Annotated in this window: 17 protein-coding genes; 9 read left to right on the top strand and 8 right to left on the bottom strand. The window is 62.3% G+C overall.

Going from position 1 to position 18,495, the window contains the following annotated elements:
• Nucleotides 1-82 precede the first annotated feature (82 nt).
• Nucleotides 83-1,027, top strand: coding sequence for a ring-cleaving dioxygenase (locus ACN6KF_RS01165; RefSeq protein ID WP_434955068.1), 945 nt, complete (start codon nt 83-85; stop codon nt 1,025-1,027).
• A 179-nt stretch (nt 1,028-1,206) separates the two neighbouring features.
• On the top strand, nt 1,207-1,578 hold the full coding sequence (locus ACN6KF_RS01160; protein ID WP_434955067.1) for a cupin domain-containing protein: 372 nt from the start codon (nt 1,207-1,209) through the stop codon (nt 1,576-1,578).
• A 19-nt stretch (nt 1,579-1,597) separates the two neighbouring features.
• On the opposite strand, the gene ACN6KF_RS01155 is transcribed toward ACN6KF_RS01160, so the two are convergent.
• The 3 genes from ACN6KF_RS01155 to ACN6KF_RS01145 form a co-directional block, all read right to left on the bottom strand.
• Entirely contained in the window at nt 1,598-2,620 is a 1,023-nt protein-coding gene (locus tag ACN6KF_RS01155; protein WP_434955066.1) for a hypothetical protein, read from the bottom strand.
• Nucleotides 2,621-2,745: 125 nt separating this feature from the next.
• Nucleotides 2,746-3,075, bottom strand: a complete 330-nt coding sequence (locus tag ACN6KF_RS01150) for a GNAT family N-acetyltransferase (protein ID WP_434955065.1) — start codon at nt 3,073-3,075, stop codon at nt 2,746-2,748.
• Nucleotides 3,068-4,630, bottom strand: a complete 1,563-nt coding sequence (locus ACN6KF_RS01145) for a VOC family protein (protein WP_434955064.1) — start codon at nt 4,628-4,630, stop codon at nt 3,068-3,070. The genes ACN6KF_RS01150 and ACN6KF_RS01145 overlap by 8 nt, the downstream gene beginning before the upstream one ends.
• A gap of 185 nt (nt 4,631-4,815) precedes the next feature.
• On the opposite strand from ACN6KF_RS01145, the gene ACN6KF_RS01140 reads away from it, so the two are divergent.
• The 7 genes from ACN6KF_RS01140 (at nt 4,816) to tkt (ending at nt 12,692) form a co-directional block, all read left to right on the top strand.
• Entirely contained in the window at nt 4,816-5,751 is a 936-nt protein-coding gene (locus ACN6KF_RS01140; RefSeq protein ID WP_434955063.1) for a pirin family protein, read from the top strand.
• A 258-nt stretch (nt 5,752-6,009) separates the two neighbouring features.
• Nucleotides 6,010-7,443, top strand: coding sequence for an ABC transporter substrate-binding protein (locus ACN6KF_RS01135; protein WP_434955062.1), 1,434 nt, complete (start codon nt 6,010-6,012; stop codon nt 7,441-7,443).
• Between the two features lie 116 nt (nt 7,444-7,559).
• Complete coding sequence (locus ACN6KF_RS01130; protein ID WP_434955061.1) at nt 7,560-8,441, top strand: carbohydrate ABC transporter permease; 882 nt, start codon at nt 7,560-7,562, stop codon at nt 8,439-8,441.
• Nucleotides 8,441-9,277, top strand: coding sequence for a carbohydrate ABC transporter permease (locus ACN6KF_RS01125; protein WP_434955060.1), 837 nt, complete (start codon nt 8,441-8,443; stop codon nt 9,275-9,277). Before ACN6KF_RS01130 ends, ACN6KF_RS01125 begins: the two co-directional genes overlap by 1 nt.
• A gap of 4 nt (nt 9,278-9,281) precedes the next feature.
• A complete protein-coding gene (locus ACN6KF_RS01120) occupies nt 9,282-9,512 on the top strand; it encodes a DUF2160 family membrane protein (RefSeq protein WP_434955059.1) in 231 nt (76 codons plus the stop codon).
• Nucleotides 9,513-9,622: 110 nt separating this feature from the next.
• Nucleotides 9,623-10,519 (top strand): NAD-dependent epimerase/dehydratase family protein, encoded by an 897-nt coding sequence (locus tag ACN6KF_RS01115; RefSeq protein ID WP_434955058.1) that lies wholly within the window; start codon nt 9,623-9,625, stop codon nt 10,517-10,519.
• Nucleotides 10,520-10,667: 148 nt separating this feature from the next.
• On the top strand, nt 10,668-12,692 hold the full coding sequence (gene tkt, locus ACN6KF_RS01110; protein ID WP_434955057.1) for a transketolase: 2,025 nt from the start codon (nt 10,668-10,670) through the stop codon (nt 12,690-12,692).
• Nucleotides 12,693-12,702: 10 nt separating this feature from the next.
• Here tkt and ACN6KF_RS01105 read toward each other — a convergent pair whose 3' ends face one another.
• From ACN6KF_RS01105 to denD, 5 genes are all read right to left on the bottom strand, one after another.
• Nucleotides 12,703-13,431, bottom strand: coding sequence for a GntR family transcriptional regulator (locus ACN6KF_RS01105; protein WP_434955056.1), 729 nt, complete (start codon nt 13,429-13,431; stop codon nt 12,703-12,705).
• A gap of 110 nt (nt 13,432-13,541) precedes the next feature.
• Entirely contained in the window at nt 13,542-13,856 is a 315-nt protein-coding gene (locus tag ACN6KF_RS01100) for a helix-turn-helix domain-containing protein (protein ID WP_434955055.1), read from the bottom strand.
• 309 nt (nt 13,857-14,165) lie between these two features.
• Complete coding sequence (locus ACN6KF_RS01095) at nt 14,166-15,563, bottom strand: porin (protein WP_434955054.1); 1,398 nt, start codon at nt 15,561-15,563, stop codon at nt 14,166-14,168.
• Between the two features lie 625 nt (nt 15,564-16,188).
• Nucleotides 16,189-17,160 carry a 2-hydroxyacid dehydrogenase gene (locus tag ACN6KF_RS01090; RefSeq protein ID WP_434955053.1) on the bottom strand — a complete coding sequence of 324 codons (972 nt, stop codon included), beginning with the start codon at nt 17,158-17,160 and terminating at the stop codon, nt 16,189-16,191.
• 218 nt (nt 17,161-17,378) lie between these two features.
• Nucleotides 17,379-18,383, bottom strand: coding sequence for a D-erythronate dehydrogenase (gene denD / locus ACN6KF_RS01085; protein WP_434955052.1), 1,005 nt, complete (start codon nt 18,381-18,383; stop codon nt 17,379-17,381).
• Nucleotides 18,384-18,495 lie beyond the last annotated feature (112 nt).

Here is an 18,495-nt window from a genome sequence, read left to right as displayed (position 1 = left end):
ACGCAGCGTGTGCAATGATCACGCTACACGGCACAACCGTTCGCGGCGATATTACGGTCAACGCAACACATAGGAGGCTGCCATGCAGCTCACCGGCATTCATCATCTCACCGCAATCACCGCGAACGCCCCAGGCAACAAGCGCTTCTACACCGATACGCTCGGCCTGAGGCTGGTCAAGAAGACCGTCAACCAGGACGACACCAGCGCCTATCACCTGTTCTACGCCGACGGCGAGGCCACGCCCGGCAGCGACCTCACCTTCTTCGACTGGCCGGTAGCGCCAGAGCGCCGCGGTACCCATTCGATCAGCCGCACGGGCCTGCGTGTGTCCGGCGAGGATAGCCTGAACTACTGGGCCGCCCGTCTCAAGGATTTGGGCGCTACCGCCGGTGACGTCGGCCTGATCGACGGCCGCGCCAGCCTCGAATTCGAGGATCCGGAGGGCCAGCGTTTCCGCCTGGTGGACGATGGCGGCAACGGTACGCTGCACCCCTGGAGCCGCAGCCCCGTGCCGTCGGAACACCAGATCCGGGGCCTTGGTCCGATCACCATCTCGGTGCCGAAGAAGGAGCCCACCGATGCCATACTCACCCGCGTGCTCAACATGAAGGAGGAGCGCGACTACGCTTCGCCCGACGGCGAGGGCCGGGTGCATGTCTACCGCATGGGCGAAGGCGGTGCGGCCGCCGAGTTGCATGTCGCGGTGCAGCCAGGGCTCGGCACTGCCCGGCAGGGTGCCGGCGCCGTGCATCACGTCGCCTTCCGCACCCCCGACGTGGCGGGGATCCATGCCTGGACCGAACGGCTCGGCCAGTTCGGCATTCCGAGCTCGGGCGAAGTGGAACGCTACTACTTCCGCTCGCTCTATTTCCGCGAGCCCGGCGGCAATCTCTTCGAGATCGCCACCGATGGCCCCGGTTTCGCCGTCGACGAGCCGCTGGAGACCCTCGGCGAACGCCTGTCGCTGCCGCCCTTCCTCGAAGGCCGCCGCGCCGCCATCGAAGCCGGCCTGCAGCCTCTGTAGAAGCACCAGGACGGCGACAATCAGCAAATCTACAGCCAGCGCCGGGGGCATGCCCCGGCGCTGGTTTTTTGCTGAGGGCAGGCCTCGAAGCCACGCCACAACGGAAACGCACAATCGTTCAAGATCGCTGCCGCTGAAGGCCCCATAGATTGCGCCATTCGAGAATGGAGCAAAGCAGCATGGAAACGACACCCAAAGCGATCAACTTCGCCGAGAAAATCTCAAGGATCAACGATCTCTGGCAGCCTCGCGTCATCGCCGAAATGAACGACTACCAGTTCAAGCTGGTGCGCATCGAGGGTGATTTCATCTGGCACGACCATCCCGAGACGGACGAGACATTCATCGTCCTCAGCGGCCGCCTGCGCATCGATTTTCGCCATGGCGCCGTTGTCATCGGCCCTGGCGAGATGGCCGTGGTGCCCAAGGGGCTGGAGCACAAGCCCTATGCGGAAAGCGAGGTCCATCTCCTGCTGATCGAACCACGCGGCACCCTCAACACCGGCCATAAAGGTGGCGAGCGCACCGCCCAAAACGACGTCTGGGCCTGAGATCGCAGCGCACTCTGCCTCAACTCTCGACCACCACGTCAAGCAACTCGCCACCGAGAGAAAACTTGGCTGCAAACAATTCGTTGTCGTTACGGGCCGGCAGGATCGCATAGTCGAGGGTCAGCGCCGCGCCGCCGCTTTTCTCGGGCGAAAGCGAAAAACATCCGCGCTTGAGAACGAGCGCCGCGGCAAAGGCCTGTGGAGAGACGGCACCAGGATCCGTTGCATCGGGAAAGATCTGATCGAGATCCCGGCGCAGGGTCGGGGTACCATATGTGAAACGCTCCTCCAGCCATTCCAAGCGCATTGCCTCGGGAAAGCCCAACCGCACGCCGGCATCCAGCCTGTCCAATTTCTCGACCAGGGGTACGAACGGATCTAGATGCTCCGGCTCGAAGGCAGCCATGGTTTTCTTGGTCATGAAGAGATTGAGCGGAATCTTGCGCCCCGCAACGGTCGACGTTGTCAGGCGCGAAAAATCCGACAGCTTGCGTCGCCCGAAATAGGGATGGCGATATCCCGCCTCCCACCGTGATGGTGCGATTGAATCCGGCAGGTCGCGCATCGCCTGTTCGACCTGGTACTCGATCCCCGAGAAATTTCCGGCCACATCGAAGAGAGCGGCAAAAACCGGCGGCCACCAGGTGACGCCGGCAAACTCCCAGGCAGCTTGGTCAAGCGCGCGATATTGCAAGGCGAAGGGCCGCTGATCATAGGGGTAAGGCGTGAGCGAGGATGGAAGCAATTCATCGCCGCCGCCCATCATGGCGCAGATGAGTTCGAATGCCCCCACGGAGGGTGGCCAGGAACGAAAATGATCGCGAACGCGCCGGTCATTCTCTTCCAGATTGCGGCAGAAGGCTTCGAAGGCCGGCAGGCGCGGTAAGAGCGCCTCGTAATGCTCACGCGTCGGATGGCACATATACCCCGCCCTGTAGGCGACGTCGGAGCGATTGTCAGGCGGATGGAAGATGAGATCCCACCCGTCCGCCGTGACCTGTCGGAAATAGGCGTGCGTAGCGATTGTCTCGGGAGACTGCATGACGACCTCGAGGTTCGATCCCCGCACGGTGCCGCAACTGTGCTCGGGAGGCAATCAGGCCAGATCCGATCGCCCCAGCTTGAGCAGTTCCGTTAGATCTTTCGCCAAGAAGAGAAGCCGTGGAGCTACGCCGTCGCCGGCGGATCCTCACCCGGCGCCAGCGTCATCACGTCGGCCCAGTCGGGGTGCTTGCGGTATTGCGCTCGCACATAGGGACAGAGCGGCAGAATGCGAAAGCCGTCCCTGCGAGCGTCCTCCACCATGTAGGCCACCAGAGCCGCAGCAGCGCCGGTGCCGCGCATCGTTTCGGGAGCGCCCGTATGATCGGCGCTGATCAGGCCGACCCCGTGCCTGGTGAAGACGATCTCGGCCTCCCCTTCCACGCCGTCGATGCGCGCGACATAGCGCCCGCGCGGCTCGGCAAGCTCTTCGCGACGAATATCGATGTCAGCCATTTCGGCCTCCTTCACTGTTTTCTTCATACCAATGACGCGCCGCCGACAGATCGGCGGATGACAATTCGTGGCCGGCATCGACGCTGCGGGCGGCGACGTCAGCGCCCCGATCCCGCAGCCAGGCCTCGAGCCGGGACGCCTCCTGTCCGAAAGGATCGCGTGCCCCGGTCAAGATCAGGGCCGATGTCCCGGCAAGATCGGCATCTGGCAAGGTTTCGAGCACCGGCATCGCCCGTAGGAGAATGGCGCGCCTGACGATGCCGGGATGCAATCCCATCACGGCGGCGATGAAGTTCGCGCCGTTTGAATAGCCCAGAAAGGTCAGACGGGTGGGGTCGAGTCCATAGCCTGCCACGGCCCCGTCGACGAAAGCCGCGAAGGCCTTCGCCTCGAAGGCGATATCGGCCTGATCGAACTTCGTCATCCCAATGCGCCGGAACCAACGCAGCACCCCTTCCTCATGGCTCCGCCCGCGCACGCCGAGCAAGGTCGCATGGGGTGCGATCTGCCGAGCGAGCGGCATCAAATCGGCCTCGTTCCCGCCGGTTCCGTGCAACAGAACCAGGGTGCTGCCGTCGGGGTGGTCCGGCGTATGGAACCGATGCACGAAAGGCAGATCCCGATGCGGCAGGCGCGGCTCTCCGGGCAGGGAGAATTGCGGCAGCATCGCCTTCAGGTCGTCCGCGCGCTCGGCGTCGCCGGGCGGCACGAACAGGCGTTCGCCAAGATGATCGGCTGCCTCGTCGATGGCAAAACCTGGGCCATCCGTCGCCACTTCGATCAATGTGCCGCCCGGCTCGCGCACATAGAGCGAGGTGAAGTAGTTGCGATCGTGGAAATTGGTCGGCGACGAATTGAGACGCGACAACGCAGCCTCATGCTTGCGCACCTCGGCTACATCCGCCGCGCGAAAGGCGACATGGTCGGCCGTGCCTGTGCCGGGAATACCCGGCACATAGCCGGAGGCATCGCGGACGTCGACGACATCCGTGTCCGACAGCATGCGCTGGAGATTGCCCTCGCGCGGCCCTGGCCGGTAGCCGAACCGCGCGATGAAGGCCACCGTTTCCTCAGGCTGGTCGGTCAGCAGGGTCACGGCGCGCAAGCGCCTTGGCGCGATCGCTTCGTCGCCCCAGGGCGCGGCCGCCGGTAGGTCGGCGCCGACGAGCTTGACGATGACACCGTCGGGATCCTTCAGCCTGAGGACGGATTCACCAAATTCCTGCGACGGCCCCGTCATGGGCACGCCATGGCTCAGGGCCCTCGTCATCCAATCGCCGATGCTGGCCGAAGGCACGGCAAAGGCGATCTCGGAAACCTGGCCATTGCCGACACGGCCCGGGGCACCGTCCTCCCAAACGAGGAAGGTGACGATGGAGCCGGGCGAGCCGAGACGATCGCCATAGAAGAGATGGAGCTGCTGGGCATCTTCGTAACCACCCGTGCGCTTGATCAGGCGCAAGCCGAGGAAGCCGACATAGAAGTCGACATTCACCTGCACGTTGCGCGTCATCAAGGTGACGTGATGGATACCGTTCGCGGCAATTGCCGTCATGAGCGCGCCTCGTCTTCCCCGCTGGTGATTTGGCAAACCTCGCATGATCGTTTCCATCAGTCCAAGCCACTGATGCCGAATTCGGCGTTCTCGATTGACGAACAGCAAAAAGGTTTTGGGCGAACAGCTCCCTGTTTATGCTGAGCCATGGGCCGGATACGGCCGACAACCTCCCGGAGGATCGAATGAGCTGGAACCCCGCCCTGACACCCGGCTGCCCCGATGCGATCGGCATCGACGCGATCGAAACCTTGATCGTGCCGCGTTCGCGCGATCTCGGCGGCTTCGAAGTGCGCCGCGCCTTGCCGGCCCCCAAGCGCCAGATGGTTGGGCCCTTCATCTTCTTCGACCAGGCCGGCCCCGCCGAATTCCTGACCGGCCAGGGTGTCGACGTACGCCCGCACCCCCATATCGGCCTGGGCACCGTCACCTATCTCTATCGCGGCGATTTCCACCATCGCGACAGTCTGGGCACCGACCAGGTCATCCAGCCCGGCGCCCTGAACTGGATGGTGGCCGGGCGCGGCGTCACCCATTCCGAACGAACCTCTGCGGAAGCCCGCCAGGGCCCCAACAGCCTGTTCGGCATCCAGACCTGGATCGCCCTGCCTGAAACGCATGAGGACATGGCGCCGATGTTCGAGCATCACGGCAAGGAGACCCTGCCGGTGATCGAGAGCAACGGCGTCAGCGTGAAACTCATCCTCGGCAATGCCTATGGCGAGAAGGCGCCGGCGACATTGTTCTCGGAAACCTTCTATGGCGACGTCGTGCTGGCCCCCCGTGCCAGACTGCCGCTGCCGGACGAGCACGAGGATCGCGGCCTCTATATCACGCAAGGCTCCGTCACCATCGCCGGCCAGGATTTCGCGGCCGGGCAGATGATGGTCTTCCGCCCCGGCGATGCCATCACCGTGGCGGCCGGCGACCAGGGGGCCCGCCTGATGATCCTGGGCGGCGCCACCCTCGGCGGGCCGCGCTATATCTGGTGGAACTTCGTCGCCTCCTCCAAGGAGCGCATCGAGGAAGCCAAGACCCAGTGGCAGGCGCAGAAGTGGGGCCAGGGCCTGTTCGATCTGCCCCCGGATGATCGCGCCGAACATATTCCTCTACCGGATTGAGGCTGGTCGCGGCATTCATTCTCCCAGGCAAACAGTCGTCGACGAACCTTCTTCATCACCTGGAGAAGGTTCGTCATATTTTAGGGATGACTTTGCGCAAGATTCTTCATACAACTTCACCTTGCGCGTGACCTTGCCCATTGACTCAGTTTGTGGAAATGCGCAACAAAATGAAGGGCGCCCCCATGATGTGGCTCGGGCGCCTATCCCGTCGCCACGCGGGCAAAAAGAAACAAGCCATTTCCAGGGAGAAACCAGATGTACAGGAAGATAGGAGCCGGCCTCGCCGCACTGACGGTCAGCGTCCTGCTCGCCACCACCTCCGCCTATGCCGATTTCTGGTCCGACGCCTCCAAGGACCTCCAGGGCGTCACCATCCACGGCATCTCGGAGAGCACGCCGCCCTCCAACTATGTGAAGAACGTGCTGGGCCCGGCTTTCACCAAGGCCACCGGCATCAAGGTGGAGTTCGAAGCCACCTCCTGGGACCAGATGTACGACAAGGCGATCAAGGACATGGAGGCCAAGACCGGCGTCTATGACTTCGTCTATATCGAGCAGGACATCATCTACAGCTATCTGGCCCGCAACTTCCTGGTCGACATCACCAAGACGCTCGCCGACAAGCCGGCGCTGAAGGCACCGGACTACGATCCCGCCAAGTTCACCACCTTCGCCAACTACTTCAAGGACGACAAGGGTGACCTCTACGGCGTGCCGATGGAGGCCTTCATCAAGATCTATCTCTATCGCAAGGATCTGTTCGATGATCCGGCGGTGAAGGAAGCCTACAAGAAGAAGACCGGCAAGGATCTCGCCCCCGCCAAGACCCACGAGGACTACAAGGCCATCGCCGATTTCTTCACCGAATGGGGCAAGGACAAGGGCGAGGAATTGTGGGGCTCGACGGTGCAGGCCAATACCGGGCATCCCGCCTCCTGGTACGAATTCTTCGAAAGCGTCGCACCGACCTTCGGCGTCTATAATTGGGGCATCGACGCCTCCAAGAACTATGCCGCCACCGTCGCCAATGGCGGCTCGATGAACAGCCCAGAGGCCAAGAAGGCGCTGGAATACTGGTTGAGCCTGCTGCCGGACGCTCCGCCCGAATCCACCGCCAGCACCTGGGACGAAGTTGCGGCCACCTTCGCCGCCGGCCGCGCCGCACAGGGCCTCGTCTATGGCGAGAATGCCGCCTGGATCGCCACCGATGCCGGCAAGTCCAAGGTGGTGGGCAAGGTCGGTGTCGCCCTGCCTCCGACCTCTCCGGGGGTGATCGAGGCCGCCGAAGCCGGCAAGGGCTATATCGGCTATTATGACGGCGGCGCCTTCGGCATCTCCTATGCCTCCAAGAACAAGGAGGCGGCCCTGCTCTTCCTGCAATATATCGCCCAGGAGAGCGTCCAAGCCGATTGGGCCGTCGCCGGCTCGCGCATCACCCATAACTCGACCTATGACGATCCCAAGGTGAAGGCGCAGGACGAGAAGACCAACGGCTATTATTCGCTGATGAAGAAGGACGGCAAGCTCTTCGCCGGCGCACCGCCCTACCCCTTCCATGCCCAGGTGCGCGAAGCGACCGCCTCTATCTTCTACAAGGCGATCACGGGCGATCTCTCGGCGTCCGACGCCCTCGATCAGATGGCGGCCACGACGGAGGCTGAACTCAAGAAGCTGGGCTATCGCAAATAGCGGGCCTGCCGGAGCCGCCCAGGGCGGTTCCGATTTACCGGAAATAGCGGCGGGGCCCCTGGCTTAGCAGGAGCCGCGCCGCTGTCCTTTACTGCCTCGCGGGTGAAGGAATCCCCATGCGATCGTCGACAACCGGCTGGCTGCTGCTGGCACCCACGCTGTTCATCCTCGCTCTGTTCGGTATTGTGCCGTTCATCTACGTGATGGTGGTCTCCTTCACGCAGTGGAACAGCTTCGCCGCCGATCCGGCCATGCATTTCAACGGGCTCGACAATTTCCGCGCCCTGGTCTTCGACACCGACTTCCTCAAGTCGATCTGGGGGACGTTGAAATTCGGCTTCTTTGCCGTGGTCAGCGAGATCGTGCTCGGCTATTTTCTCGCCCAGCTCTTCATGCGCGACTTTCCGGGCAAGGGCTTCTTCCGCACCATCCATACCCTTCCGCTGGTGATCGCGCCCATTGCCGTGGGCGCGATCTGGCGCCTGCTGCTCACGCCGGGTCTCGGCCCGGTGCCGAGCTATCTGCGCAGTTGGTTCGGCTACGACCTCAATATCAGCCGCTTCTCGGACCAGGCCTTCGCGGCCGTGGTGATCATGGACATCTGGCACTGGACGCCGCTGGTGACGCTGACCCTGCTCGCGGCCCTTTCTTCCCTGCCCAAGGATCCTTTCGAGCAGGCGCAGATCGACGGGGCCAGCCGCTTCCAGATCTTCTGGCACATCACCCTGCCGATGCTGAAGCCAGCCATCCTCGCCACCGTGTTCATCCGCCTGATGGACGCTTTGCGCACCTTCGACGAGATCTTCATGCTGACCAGCGGCGGCCCGGGCGACGCCACCCGCTTCGTCGGCCTCTACATCTACCGCGTGGTGTTTCCCAAGAAGGATTACGGCTATGGCGGCGCCATGTCCGTGCTCGTGCTCTACCTCACCATCGTGATGTGCTGGCTGCTCTATTCGGCCCTGGTAGCCCGGCGCGACCTCAGGAGGCCCGAGTGATGCGCAAGCCCAATGTCTTCGTAAGCCTGCTGCTCTGGATCGTGCTCAGCCTGATCACGCTGGCGCCGATCTACTGGCTGTTCGTCGTCTCAGCCAAAAGCCGTGTCGAGCTGTTCGGCAGGCCGAGCTTCCTGTTGACCTCGTTCTTTCCGGACAATTACGCCAACGCCCTGACGGATCCGAACCTGCAGAAATACATGCTGAATTCGGTCATCGTCGCCACCTCCAACGCGCTGCTGGTGACCCTGCTCGGCTTCCTGGCCACCTATGCGCTGACGCGCTACAAGCTGGTCGGCAAGGAAAACGTCTTCTTCTGGACCATCACCAACCGCATGGCGCCCCCAGCGGTATTCCTGCTGCCCTTGTTCCTGCTCTATACGCAGGTCTTCGCCATCGGCGACTGGAAGCTGTACGATACCCGCATCGGCCTCATCCTGCTCTATTGCGTGTTCAATCTGCCCTTCGCGGTGTGGACGCTGCGCCCGGTGCTCGACGCCATTCCGCAGGAACTCGACGAGGCTGCCACCATCGATGGCGCCTCCACCTTCCAGCTTCTGACCAAGGTGATCTATCCGCTGGCCCGCCCGGGCCTCGCCGTCACCATGATCCTCACCTGGATCTTCGCCTGGAACGAGTATCTGCTGGCAGCCACCCTCACCAGCGTGGAGGCACGCACCATCACCACGCTGCTCGCCGAATATGTCTCGGTCACCGGTACCAATTGGGGCCAACTCGCCGCCACCGCCATGCTGACGCTGATCCCGGCCCTGGTGATCCTCGGTGTCGTGCAGCGCCATATCGTCGCCGGCCTGACCTTCGGCGCCGTGAAGGGATGAGGCCATGAACCAGTTTACGAATCTCGACGAACAGAACGAAGAGACCAAGAAAGTCGCCGAGAAGACGGGCTTCCTGCCGATCCACACCAACGGCTTCGACCGCGGCTTCATCGCCGTGGTGTTGCTGATCGCCATCCATCTGTTCTGGATGCGCTTTCTGGAGCAGTCGCTGTCGATCTACATCGCCACTGCGATCTCGCTGGTGCTCGGCTATGTGATCATCAAGAAGGGGTGAGTTCTTCCCCTGTCGAGGCATATCGCCAGGGCAGAATCTTGCTCTTGCACTTCGGCGCTCTCCCACTATTGTCATACAAAATAACATGACAATAGTGGGAGACAGCGAGCATGGCCAAGCGCATCATGTTCACCGGCGGCAGCGGCAAGGCCGGGCGCCATGTGGTGAAGGATCTCCTCGATCACGGCTACCAGGTGCTCAATATCGACACCCGGCCATTGGACGATCCGCGCGTACGCACGCTGATCGCCGACATCACAGATGCCGGCCAGGTCTTCAATGCGCTGTCGAGCTATATGGGCACCCACGAGTTCGACGCCTCCTTGCGCCCGCAGAAGGTCGATGCCGTCGTTCATTTCGCCGCCATTCCGCGCATCATGATCGTGCCTGACAACGAGGTGTTCCGCGTCAATGCGCTCGGTACCTACAACGTCATCGAGGCAGCGACCAAGCTCGGCATCCGCAAGGTCGTGATTGCCTCGAGCGAGACGACCTATGGCGTCGTCTTCGCCCATGAACATCGCAGTCCCGCCTATTTTCCCCTCGACGAGGACTATGACGTCGACCCGATGGACAGCTACGCCCTCTCCAAGGTCGTCAACGAGAAGACGGCTCGCGCCTTCGCGCTGCGCGAAGCCACCGACATCTATGCGCTTCGCATCGGCAACGTCCTCATCCCCGAAGACTACACCGAAAACTTCCCCAAATGGTTCGCCGATCCAGGCTTCCGCAAGCGCATCGCTTGGAGCTATATCGATGCGCGCGACCTCGGCCAGATCACCCGGCTCGCCATTGAGAAGGACGGCCTCGGCTTCCAGGTCTTCAATGCCGTCAACGACGACACCTCGTCCAATCTGCCGACCGCCGAACTGCTCCGGCGCTTCTATCCCGATGTGCCGGTGAAAGGCACGCTCGGCGAATATGAGACGCTGCTTTCCAACAAGAAGGCTCGCGAGCTCCTGGGCTTCCGGGAGGAACATCCCTGGCGGCGCTATGTGAAGGGCTAGGGCGGCTTCGACCGGGCCAGTTCCTGCTTTCGTCATTGCGCGCTGAGCGAGGCAATCCAGGCCAGGAAACCGCGGCATTTGACAGCATAACTTATGCGTCCTACTTGTACGGACAGGATTACAAGATACGAACCATCTGGGAAACGCCATGAGCTTCGACGAACGCCCCGCCCTCTCCCCGCGCGACCTCGCCAACGCCATCCGCTTCCTGACCGTCGATACCATCGAGGCGGCTGGGACAGGTCATCCCGGCACCGCCATGGGCATGGCCGATATCGCCGAGGTGCTGTGGAACCGCTTCCTCAAGCACAATCCGGCCGACCCGGCCTGGATCGATCGCGACCGCTTCGTACAGTCGAACGGCCATGGCGCGATGCTGATCTATTCCCTGCTGCATCTGTCAGGCTATGATCTCTCGCTGGAAGATTTGAAGGCCCATCGCAAGCCTGGATCCAAGACGCCGGGCCATCCCGAACATGGCATGACGCCGGGGGTCGAGACGACCACCGGCCCGCTCGGCCAAGGTTTCGCCAATGCCGTCGGCATGGCGCTTGCCGAGCGCAAGCTGGCGGCCGAATTCAACCGCGATGGCTTTCCTGTCATCGATCACCACACCTATGTCTTCCTCGGTGACGGCTGCCTGATGGAAGGAGTGGCGCAGGAGGCTGCTTCGTTCGCCGGCGCGCTTGGCCTCGGCAGGCTGATCGCCTTCTATGACGACAACGGCATCTCGATCGACGGCGAGGTCAAGGCGTGGTTCGCGGACGACACGCCGGCGCGCTTCCGGGCGCTGGGCTGGCACGTGGTCGCCGATGTCGACGGCCATGATGCAGGCACCGTGCAGGCGGCGATCGAGGAGGCGCGCGCCGTGCATGACAGGCCCAGCCTGATCTGCTGCCGCACCATCATCGGTTTCGGCGCCCCCAACAAGCAGGGCAAGGAAGAAGTCCACGGCGCCCCGCTGGGTGCCACCGAGGCCGCCGCGACCCGCGAGACACTGGGCTGGCCCTATCCGCCGCATGAGGTGCCGCCCTCCATCCGCGCCGGCTGGGATGCGCACGGTCGTGGAGCTGACAGCCAGGCGGCCTGGGAGGCGCTGTTCACCCGCTATCAGGCAGCCTATCCAGATCTTGCCGCGGAATTGCAGCGTCGCATGGCCGGCGAAGCGCCCGCAGCTTTCGCCACGGCCGTGGCCGATTATGCCGATGCCCTGGTGAGGGAGCCGCCGGCCCGCCAGCCTCTGCGCAAGGCCTCCAGCAAGGTGCTTGCCCGTTTCACCGCGATGCTGCCGGAGCTGATCGGCGGCTCGGCCGATCTCAGCCAGTCCACTCTGGCCTGGACGCCGGCTTCCAAATCAATCCTGCCCGGGGATTTCGCCGGCAATTTCATCCACTACGGCGTGCGCGAATTCGGCATGTCCGCCGTGATGAACGGCATGGCTGCTCACGGCGGTCTGATCCCCTTCGGCTCGACCTATCTGGTCTTCAGCGACTATGCCCGCAACGCCGTGCGCCTCGCCGCCCTGATGAAACTCAAGGCGATCTTCCTCTACACGCATGATTCCATCGGCGTCGGTGAGGACGGGCCGACTCACCAGCCCGCCGAACAACTCCTCGCCTTGCGCGCCATTCCCGGCCTGTCGCTATGGCGCCCCGGGAGCGAACTCGAAGCGCTCCTTGCCTGGGAAGCGGCAGTGGGCCGTGAGGGCCCCAGCGTCATCGTCGCGGCCCGCCAGGACGCTCCGGCGATTGCCCATGTCCCTGAACACCGGCAGGCGATCCGGCGTGGCGGCTATGTGCTTTCCGAACCGGCTGAGCACCCTGATCTCGTCCTTGCCGGAACCGGCTCCGAGCTGGGACTCGTCGCCGAAGCCGCAGCGCATCTCGCAGCAGAGGGCATCCGCACGCGGGTGGTATCGATCCCAAACGCCAATATTTTTGCCAGCCAGCCCGCGGCCTATCGCGACGCGGTGCTGGCGCCCGGCACGCCCACTTTGTTCGTCGAGGCTGCCTCGTCGATCTACTGGTACCAATTCCTGCGCGGTCCCGGCGCGGTTGTTGGCATCGACGCCTTCGGCGAGAGTGCGCCCGGCCCGCAACTTTACCGGCATTTCGGCCTCACGCCCGAAGCGATCGCGGCAAAAGCGAGAGCTTTGCTCCCGGCAACTTCTTAAGAACCGTCCTTCAGCGCGCCCGATGCAATTCGATGGTCAGGCGCGTACGATCGGGGTGGTGCCAGGATTCGTAATATTCCACCGGCCTCCCTTCCTGATCATAGGTAAGTTCACGGTTGAAGAGCACATGCGATCCGGGATCGAGCCCGAGATGGCCGGCAATCTCCGCATCGGCCGTGCCGATTTCCACAGTGCGCTGGCCGCTGGAAACGATCACGCCGAAATCCCGTTCGAGGCATTCGTAGAGCGAGACCTGCTCGAGCCCCGGATGGGTCAGCAATCCCGGCACCCGGCCATAGGGCAGGTAGTTGCGCACCAGCAGCAGCACCTCGCCATCGGCATAGCGCAGCCGTTCGATCAACACGGCCTTGGTGTCGCCGATACGCTCGGCGATGGCCACGGGGGTGTCGATCAGGCGTTGCGCCAGGATTTTTGTGCTCAGTTTGAAGCCGGCCCGCGCCAGATCCTCGCGCAACGGGTCAAGGCGTTGGCTTAGATTGATCGGCACCTTGCGCTCGCGCACGAAGGCACCGCGGCCCCGCTCGGTTTCGATCAGCCCCTGCAGCGCCAGCGACTGCAGTGCCTGGCGAACGACGCTGCGCGAGACGTCGTAGCGGGCGCAGAGCTCATGTTCGGAAGGAAGCCTCCCGCCCGCTGCGTAGAGGCCCTGCGAAATTCCATCTCTCAAGGTCTCGGCGAGTTGGAAATAGAGGGGAACCGGCGTGGAGCGATCAAGCATGAAGGGAGCGGGCAAATCGGCAAAGGGGACCAAAGGACCCTATCAGCTTTACCGCCGGAGCAACAGGCGCGCCTGCCCCTCCTTGCCCAGCGTTTCAACCGCGCCGGCGATCAAGCCGCGTCGGTTTCCTGAGCGAGCACGCCGCTCACACCAGCACTGCCGCGGATCGCATAAGTCAGCGGATCTCGGCCCATCTCTACCGCGAGGGTCACGAAAGTTTCGGCATTGCAAGGCAGATAGGAGGATTCAAGGCGCGCCAGCGTGCTGAAGGTCACGCCCGTGAGCGCACCGAATTGCCGATAAGTCAGCCCGCGCGTTGCGCGCACACTCCGCAAATCGTCGCCAAATCGCTTCCAATCGATCTGTAGCGATGTGGCGTTCTTCTGGAAGGGACGGCTCGCTCTTTCCTGCATTTCTTCACTCACTTCACGCCCGGTTCGATCGCGCTACATTGCCTGACACTCTTTCAGCAAACACTTTGAAATATTCCATCGCGACTTCCCCAGGACTGGGAAGACTCCGCAAAATGCACTGCACTTCAACAGCTATACGTAAGGTATTCCAATATACGTTACCATATCGAAATACATTTAGCGTTACATCTAAAAAACGTAACATCACATTTTCTTGAGGGCACTGCAAAAACGCACAGCACAACTTCGTGGCAACAAGCACAATAGGCCAAGCGGGGCCCGGCTCACGCCGGGCCCCGCTTTCAGATCGTCCAGTTCGGATCAGAAGGTGCGCTTCAGGCGAACACCGCCCTGCCAGGAGTTGGCGGAGCCATCCGCAGACCCCAACGGCCCGATGCCGACTTCCTGCTTGGTGTGGGTATAGGATACCTCGCCAGCCACTGAGAGGCCCTTGACGATCATATAGGTCAGATTGCCCGCGATGGTGTATTCCTTGAGCGAGATATCGATACCCGGGATGACGTTTCGCAGGATACCGTCGGCCTTCACGTCGATGTAGCTACCCACAAGATTGGCGTTGAGCTGCGGCGTGATATTGCCACCGAGTTCGGCCACGATCGACCAGCCCTTGGTTCTGCCATAGCCCGAAATACCTCCTGGCCCGATCGACGAGGGGAAGAGGTCCGACAAGCCGATGAGCGTGCCGAGGCTGTTCTTGACGCCGAGATATTCGGTGGCGCCATCAGCATACTGACCTTCAACGATAAAATGCCCGCCATCGATGGCCGGTATTTTAATGAGGGCAGTACCGCCGATGGCGTAGCCGTATTTGTTGTCGTGAGTCGTCGGGATGGAAAGGGTGCCGGTGTTGCCGCCCGACGTCGCCGTCACGTCGACAGTTTCGGGTGAGCGCAGCTGGTGGAGAGCTCCTTGGAGGGCCAAGGATCCCCAAGTTGAGTCATAGCGCAGCTGACCAACCACGTCCGGGAGCTGTTGCCCACCCTGCAGGTTGATGTCCACGCTGGTAAGACCGATGCCGGGGACGGTGCCACTGATGCCAACGTCGTTAACACGGTGGTCGCGGCCATCCTCGATCGACAGCGTGGCCTGGAAGCCACCGCCGAACTGGGCGGTGTAGGCGAGCAGGTTAACCGTGCTGGTTTCCGAGTAGTAGGCCGCCCAGATCGTATCGCCATACTCGTTATCGTAGAAGCCGAAGAACGAATGGGCATAACCAGCCGTCAGGCCACCGAACTGGATGAAGGCCTTGTCGATCGTAAAGGTGTTGCCGTTGTAGGTGCCGCCACGGCCTTGAGCCGAAATCGGATGCGAGTCGGCATTGATCTGGAAGTAGGAACGCAGCACGCCCCAATCGGTCTGCGTGCGGGCATCGAACCAGATACGGGCCTGCGTGTTGAAGGCCGAGCGATCATCATTCCGGCTCTGGCCAACATTGGTCAAGACATTGTTGATTGATGTCGGAGCCGAATTGATGCCTACCCGGTCGCCGCCAAACGCGCGGTAGTCTGCGCGGATCTCTCCGCCGATCTTGAGGCAGGTGTCGCTGCCGGGAATGTAGAAAAAGCCAGGCCCGAAGGCCGAGCAGACCTTCACATATTCAACGGCTTCGCCCTTGGTCATGGGCAGGTCGGCAGCCTGCGCGGCGCCAATGGCGGCAATGCCTGCAGCAGCGCCGAGAAGTGCGGATTTCATCGTCATCAGAACCCCCTCCGGGACATTATTTTACTTGCACGAGGGGACTTCTTGACATGACACCCCACTCGCAACAGCCGACCGAACTTGGCGCATGCTTGAGAAGCATTTGGCCGCCACGTGAATCGTCGCAGTAAGGGTGCGATATTCTAGAAAATGCTACAATAGAATTCCCATGCCTCGGAACCGACAGAAAACATTTTGGCGAATATGTGTCACTCAAAAGACACAACCCGGATACACGAGCTTCCGCTGAATAAATTACTACCGATTTCGGTATGTATAATTTATAAATCTGCATATTGTAAGTCTATATTGGTGTTTTATAATTGGAACATATTAAATAAACACATATTATCTCTACCCATCAGGCAAAAGTCGAAATACGACTCCCACCACGGGCAAATCATTTTCCGTGTGGTAATATAAGACTTGCAGGTCCGCTGCCGACGCGTAGGGACGCCGGAACGAGTTCGCAAAAATGCCTATCCGGCATCGCGTTTTGCTTGCAGGCACGGTTGCCATGCAACGAGATGGAGAGCTCCTCCTGGATCAGGCACGAGCACACCTACGCCGGACCAGGGGTCCGGCGGGACTCGACAGTCGTGTACGCAGATGCAGCCGCCGGCCCTCAGGTCGTCTTTCGCGGCCAGGGCGTTTCAGCCACCGGCGTCAGCGGGCCCTTGCCATCGCGCCAGGAGACGAGATTGTCGACCACCAACTGGCCCATGGCTCGGCGGGTATGAATGGTGGCCGAGCCAACATGCGGCAACAACACCGCATTGTCGAGCGCCGCCAGCCCCTCGGGCACGCGCGGCTCGTCGGCGAAGACGTCGAGCCCTGCCGCGAGAATGGTGCGATTGCGCAATGCCTCGATGAGGGCGTTCTCATCGACCACCGAACCGCGGGCGACATTGATCAGCACGCCTTCGGGGCCAAGTGCCTTGAGCACATCGGCATCGACCAGATTGCGCGTTTCCGCCCCGCCGGGGACGATGATCATCAGCGTATCCACCGCCTCCGCCAGCGCCCGCACGCTGGCATGATAGGCATAGGCCACATCCGCCTGGCGGCTGCGTCCGTAATAGGCGATCTTCAGGCCAAAGGCCTCGGCGCGGCGAGCGATCGCCTTGCCGATCCGGCCCAGGCCCACGATACCCAACGTGCGCCCGCGCAGCGTTGCCTTCGTCAGCGGATAGTTCTCGCTCAACCATTTGCCCTGCCGCAGGAAGCGATCCGCCTGCGGTATTTCGCGGATGGTCGCCAGCAGCAAGGCCATGGCGAGATCGGCGACATCCTCATTGAGGACTTCGGGCGTATTGGTGACGATGACACCATGCCTCGCGGCTGCCGCGGCATCGACGGAATCATAGCCGACGCCGAAATTGGCAATGATTTCGAGCTTGGGCAGGGCCGCGAGCAGCGCCTCGTCGACATGGGCGTGACCGCCGGCAGCGAGGAAGCGCACCCGGTCCGCAATTCCGGCCAGCATGGCCTCGGGATCTTCGGCCAGCCAGAGCTTGTGCACGGTGAAGGCCTGGTCAAGGGCCTCGACCGTTTGGGCAAGCATGGGCTTGGGCATCAGAAGATCGGGTGCGGACATGCCAGATTACTCTCGCGGAACAAAATTGATCGAAGGGCGCTGCCAACGCCTACAGCATCAGGTCCGATTCCGGAATTGGGCCTGATGCTGCGGGTTGTTGTTGCCGCGTGGTTTTTGCCGAAAATCAGCATCTATTTTTCGGCCCGGTGCTCCAAAACGTTTTGCGGTTTGGTGAAATCGCCTGCCGCAAGGAGGCGTTTTGCCCAAACACGCTTCGGTCAGAGAGCCGTCAGCTTGCCGCCGAGTTCGTCCTCGATGTGAGCCTGCACGATGGCATCCATGTCGCGGTCCGCGATGAAGCCGAGTTCGAGGGCACGTGCCGTATCGAAATCGCGCGGCCAACCCGCCACGATCTTCTCGATCACGGGATCGGGCTGCTGTTTGATCAGCGCCACCGCCTTGTCGCCGGCTGCCCTACGCAGGGCCTCGATCTCCTCGGCCACCGTTGCGGAAAGGCCGGGCATGGAAAGATTGCGCCGAGCGCCCAGGCGGGCCGTGTCGATCGCCGCGGAATGGTGCAGGAAACCGACCGCCGAGCGCGGGCTTGCGAACCAATGGCGCACGTCGTCCGAGACAGGCAGGATCGCCTCCTGCCCGTTCAGCGGCTCGCGCAGAATGCCCGAGAAGAAGCCGGAGGCCGCCTTGTTGGGCTTGCCCGGACGCACCGCGATGGTCGGCAGGCGGATGCCGATGCCGTCGAAGAAGCCGCGGCGGCTGTAGTCGGCCAGCAGCAATTCGCCGATTGCCTTCTGCGTGCCATAGGAAGTCAGGGGCGTGTTGAAGAACTCGTCGCCGATACGCTCCGGGAAGGGCGCGCCGAACACCGCAATCGAAGAGGAAAAAATCACGCGCGGATAATAGCCCTCGCCCGGCCTGGCATCGCCATGGGCCTGACGGATCGCGTCGAACAGGCGCTGGGTGCCTTCCAGATTGATACGATAGCCCTTTTCGAAATCGGCCTCGGCTTCACCCGATACGATGGCGGCGAGATGGACGATCACATCCGGGCGGGTATCGATCAGGCGCTCGACCGTGCCGGGCACGGGCAGGTCGTCCTGGCTGGCGCTGCAGGCGAAGGGCAAGCCGGCGGGAACCTCGGGCAGCACGACGTCGCTGAGCAGGGCTTCGCTTACGGGCTTGCCGCCAAGCTTGCCGTCGCGGCTCATGCTCTCCAGCAATTTGCGGCCAACCATACCGGCCGCACCCAGAATCAGGACTTTCATCGCCTCGCCTCGTCATTTCCCCGCGACCGAAAACCGCCAGCCGAAGCCCCGCGCATCGCGTCGCACCTTTTGTCTCATGATGCCCGTTGCGGGCCCGAAGGACGGCTCGAAT

It is taken from the genome of Labrys methylaminiphilus subsp. lupini (genome assembly GCF_051161885.1).
GTDB lineage: Bacteria > Pseudomonadota > Alphaproteobacteria > Rhizobiales > Labraceae > Labrys.
This window is presented reverse-complemented; position numbering and strand designations above follow the sequence as displayed.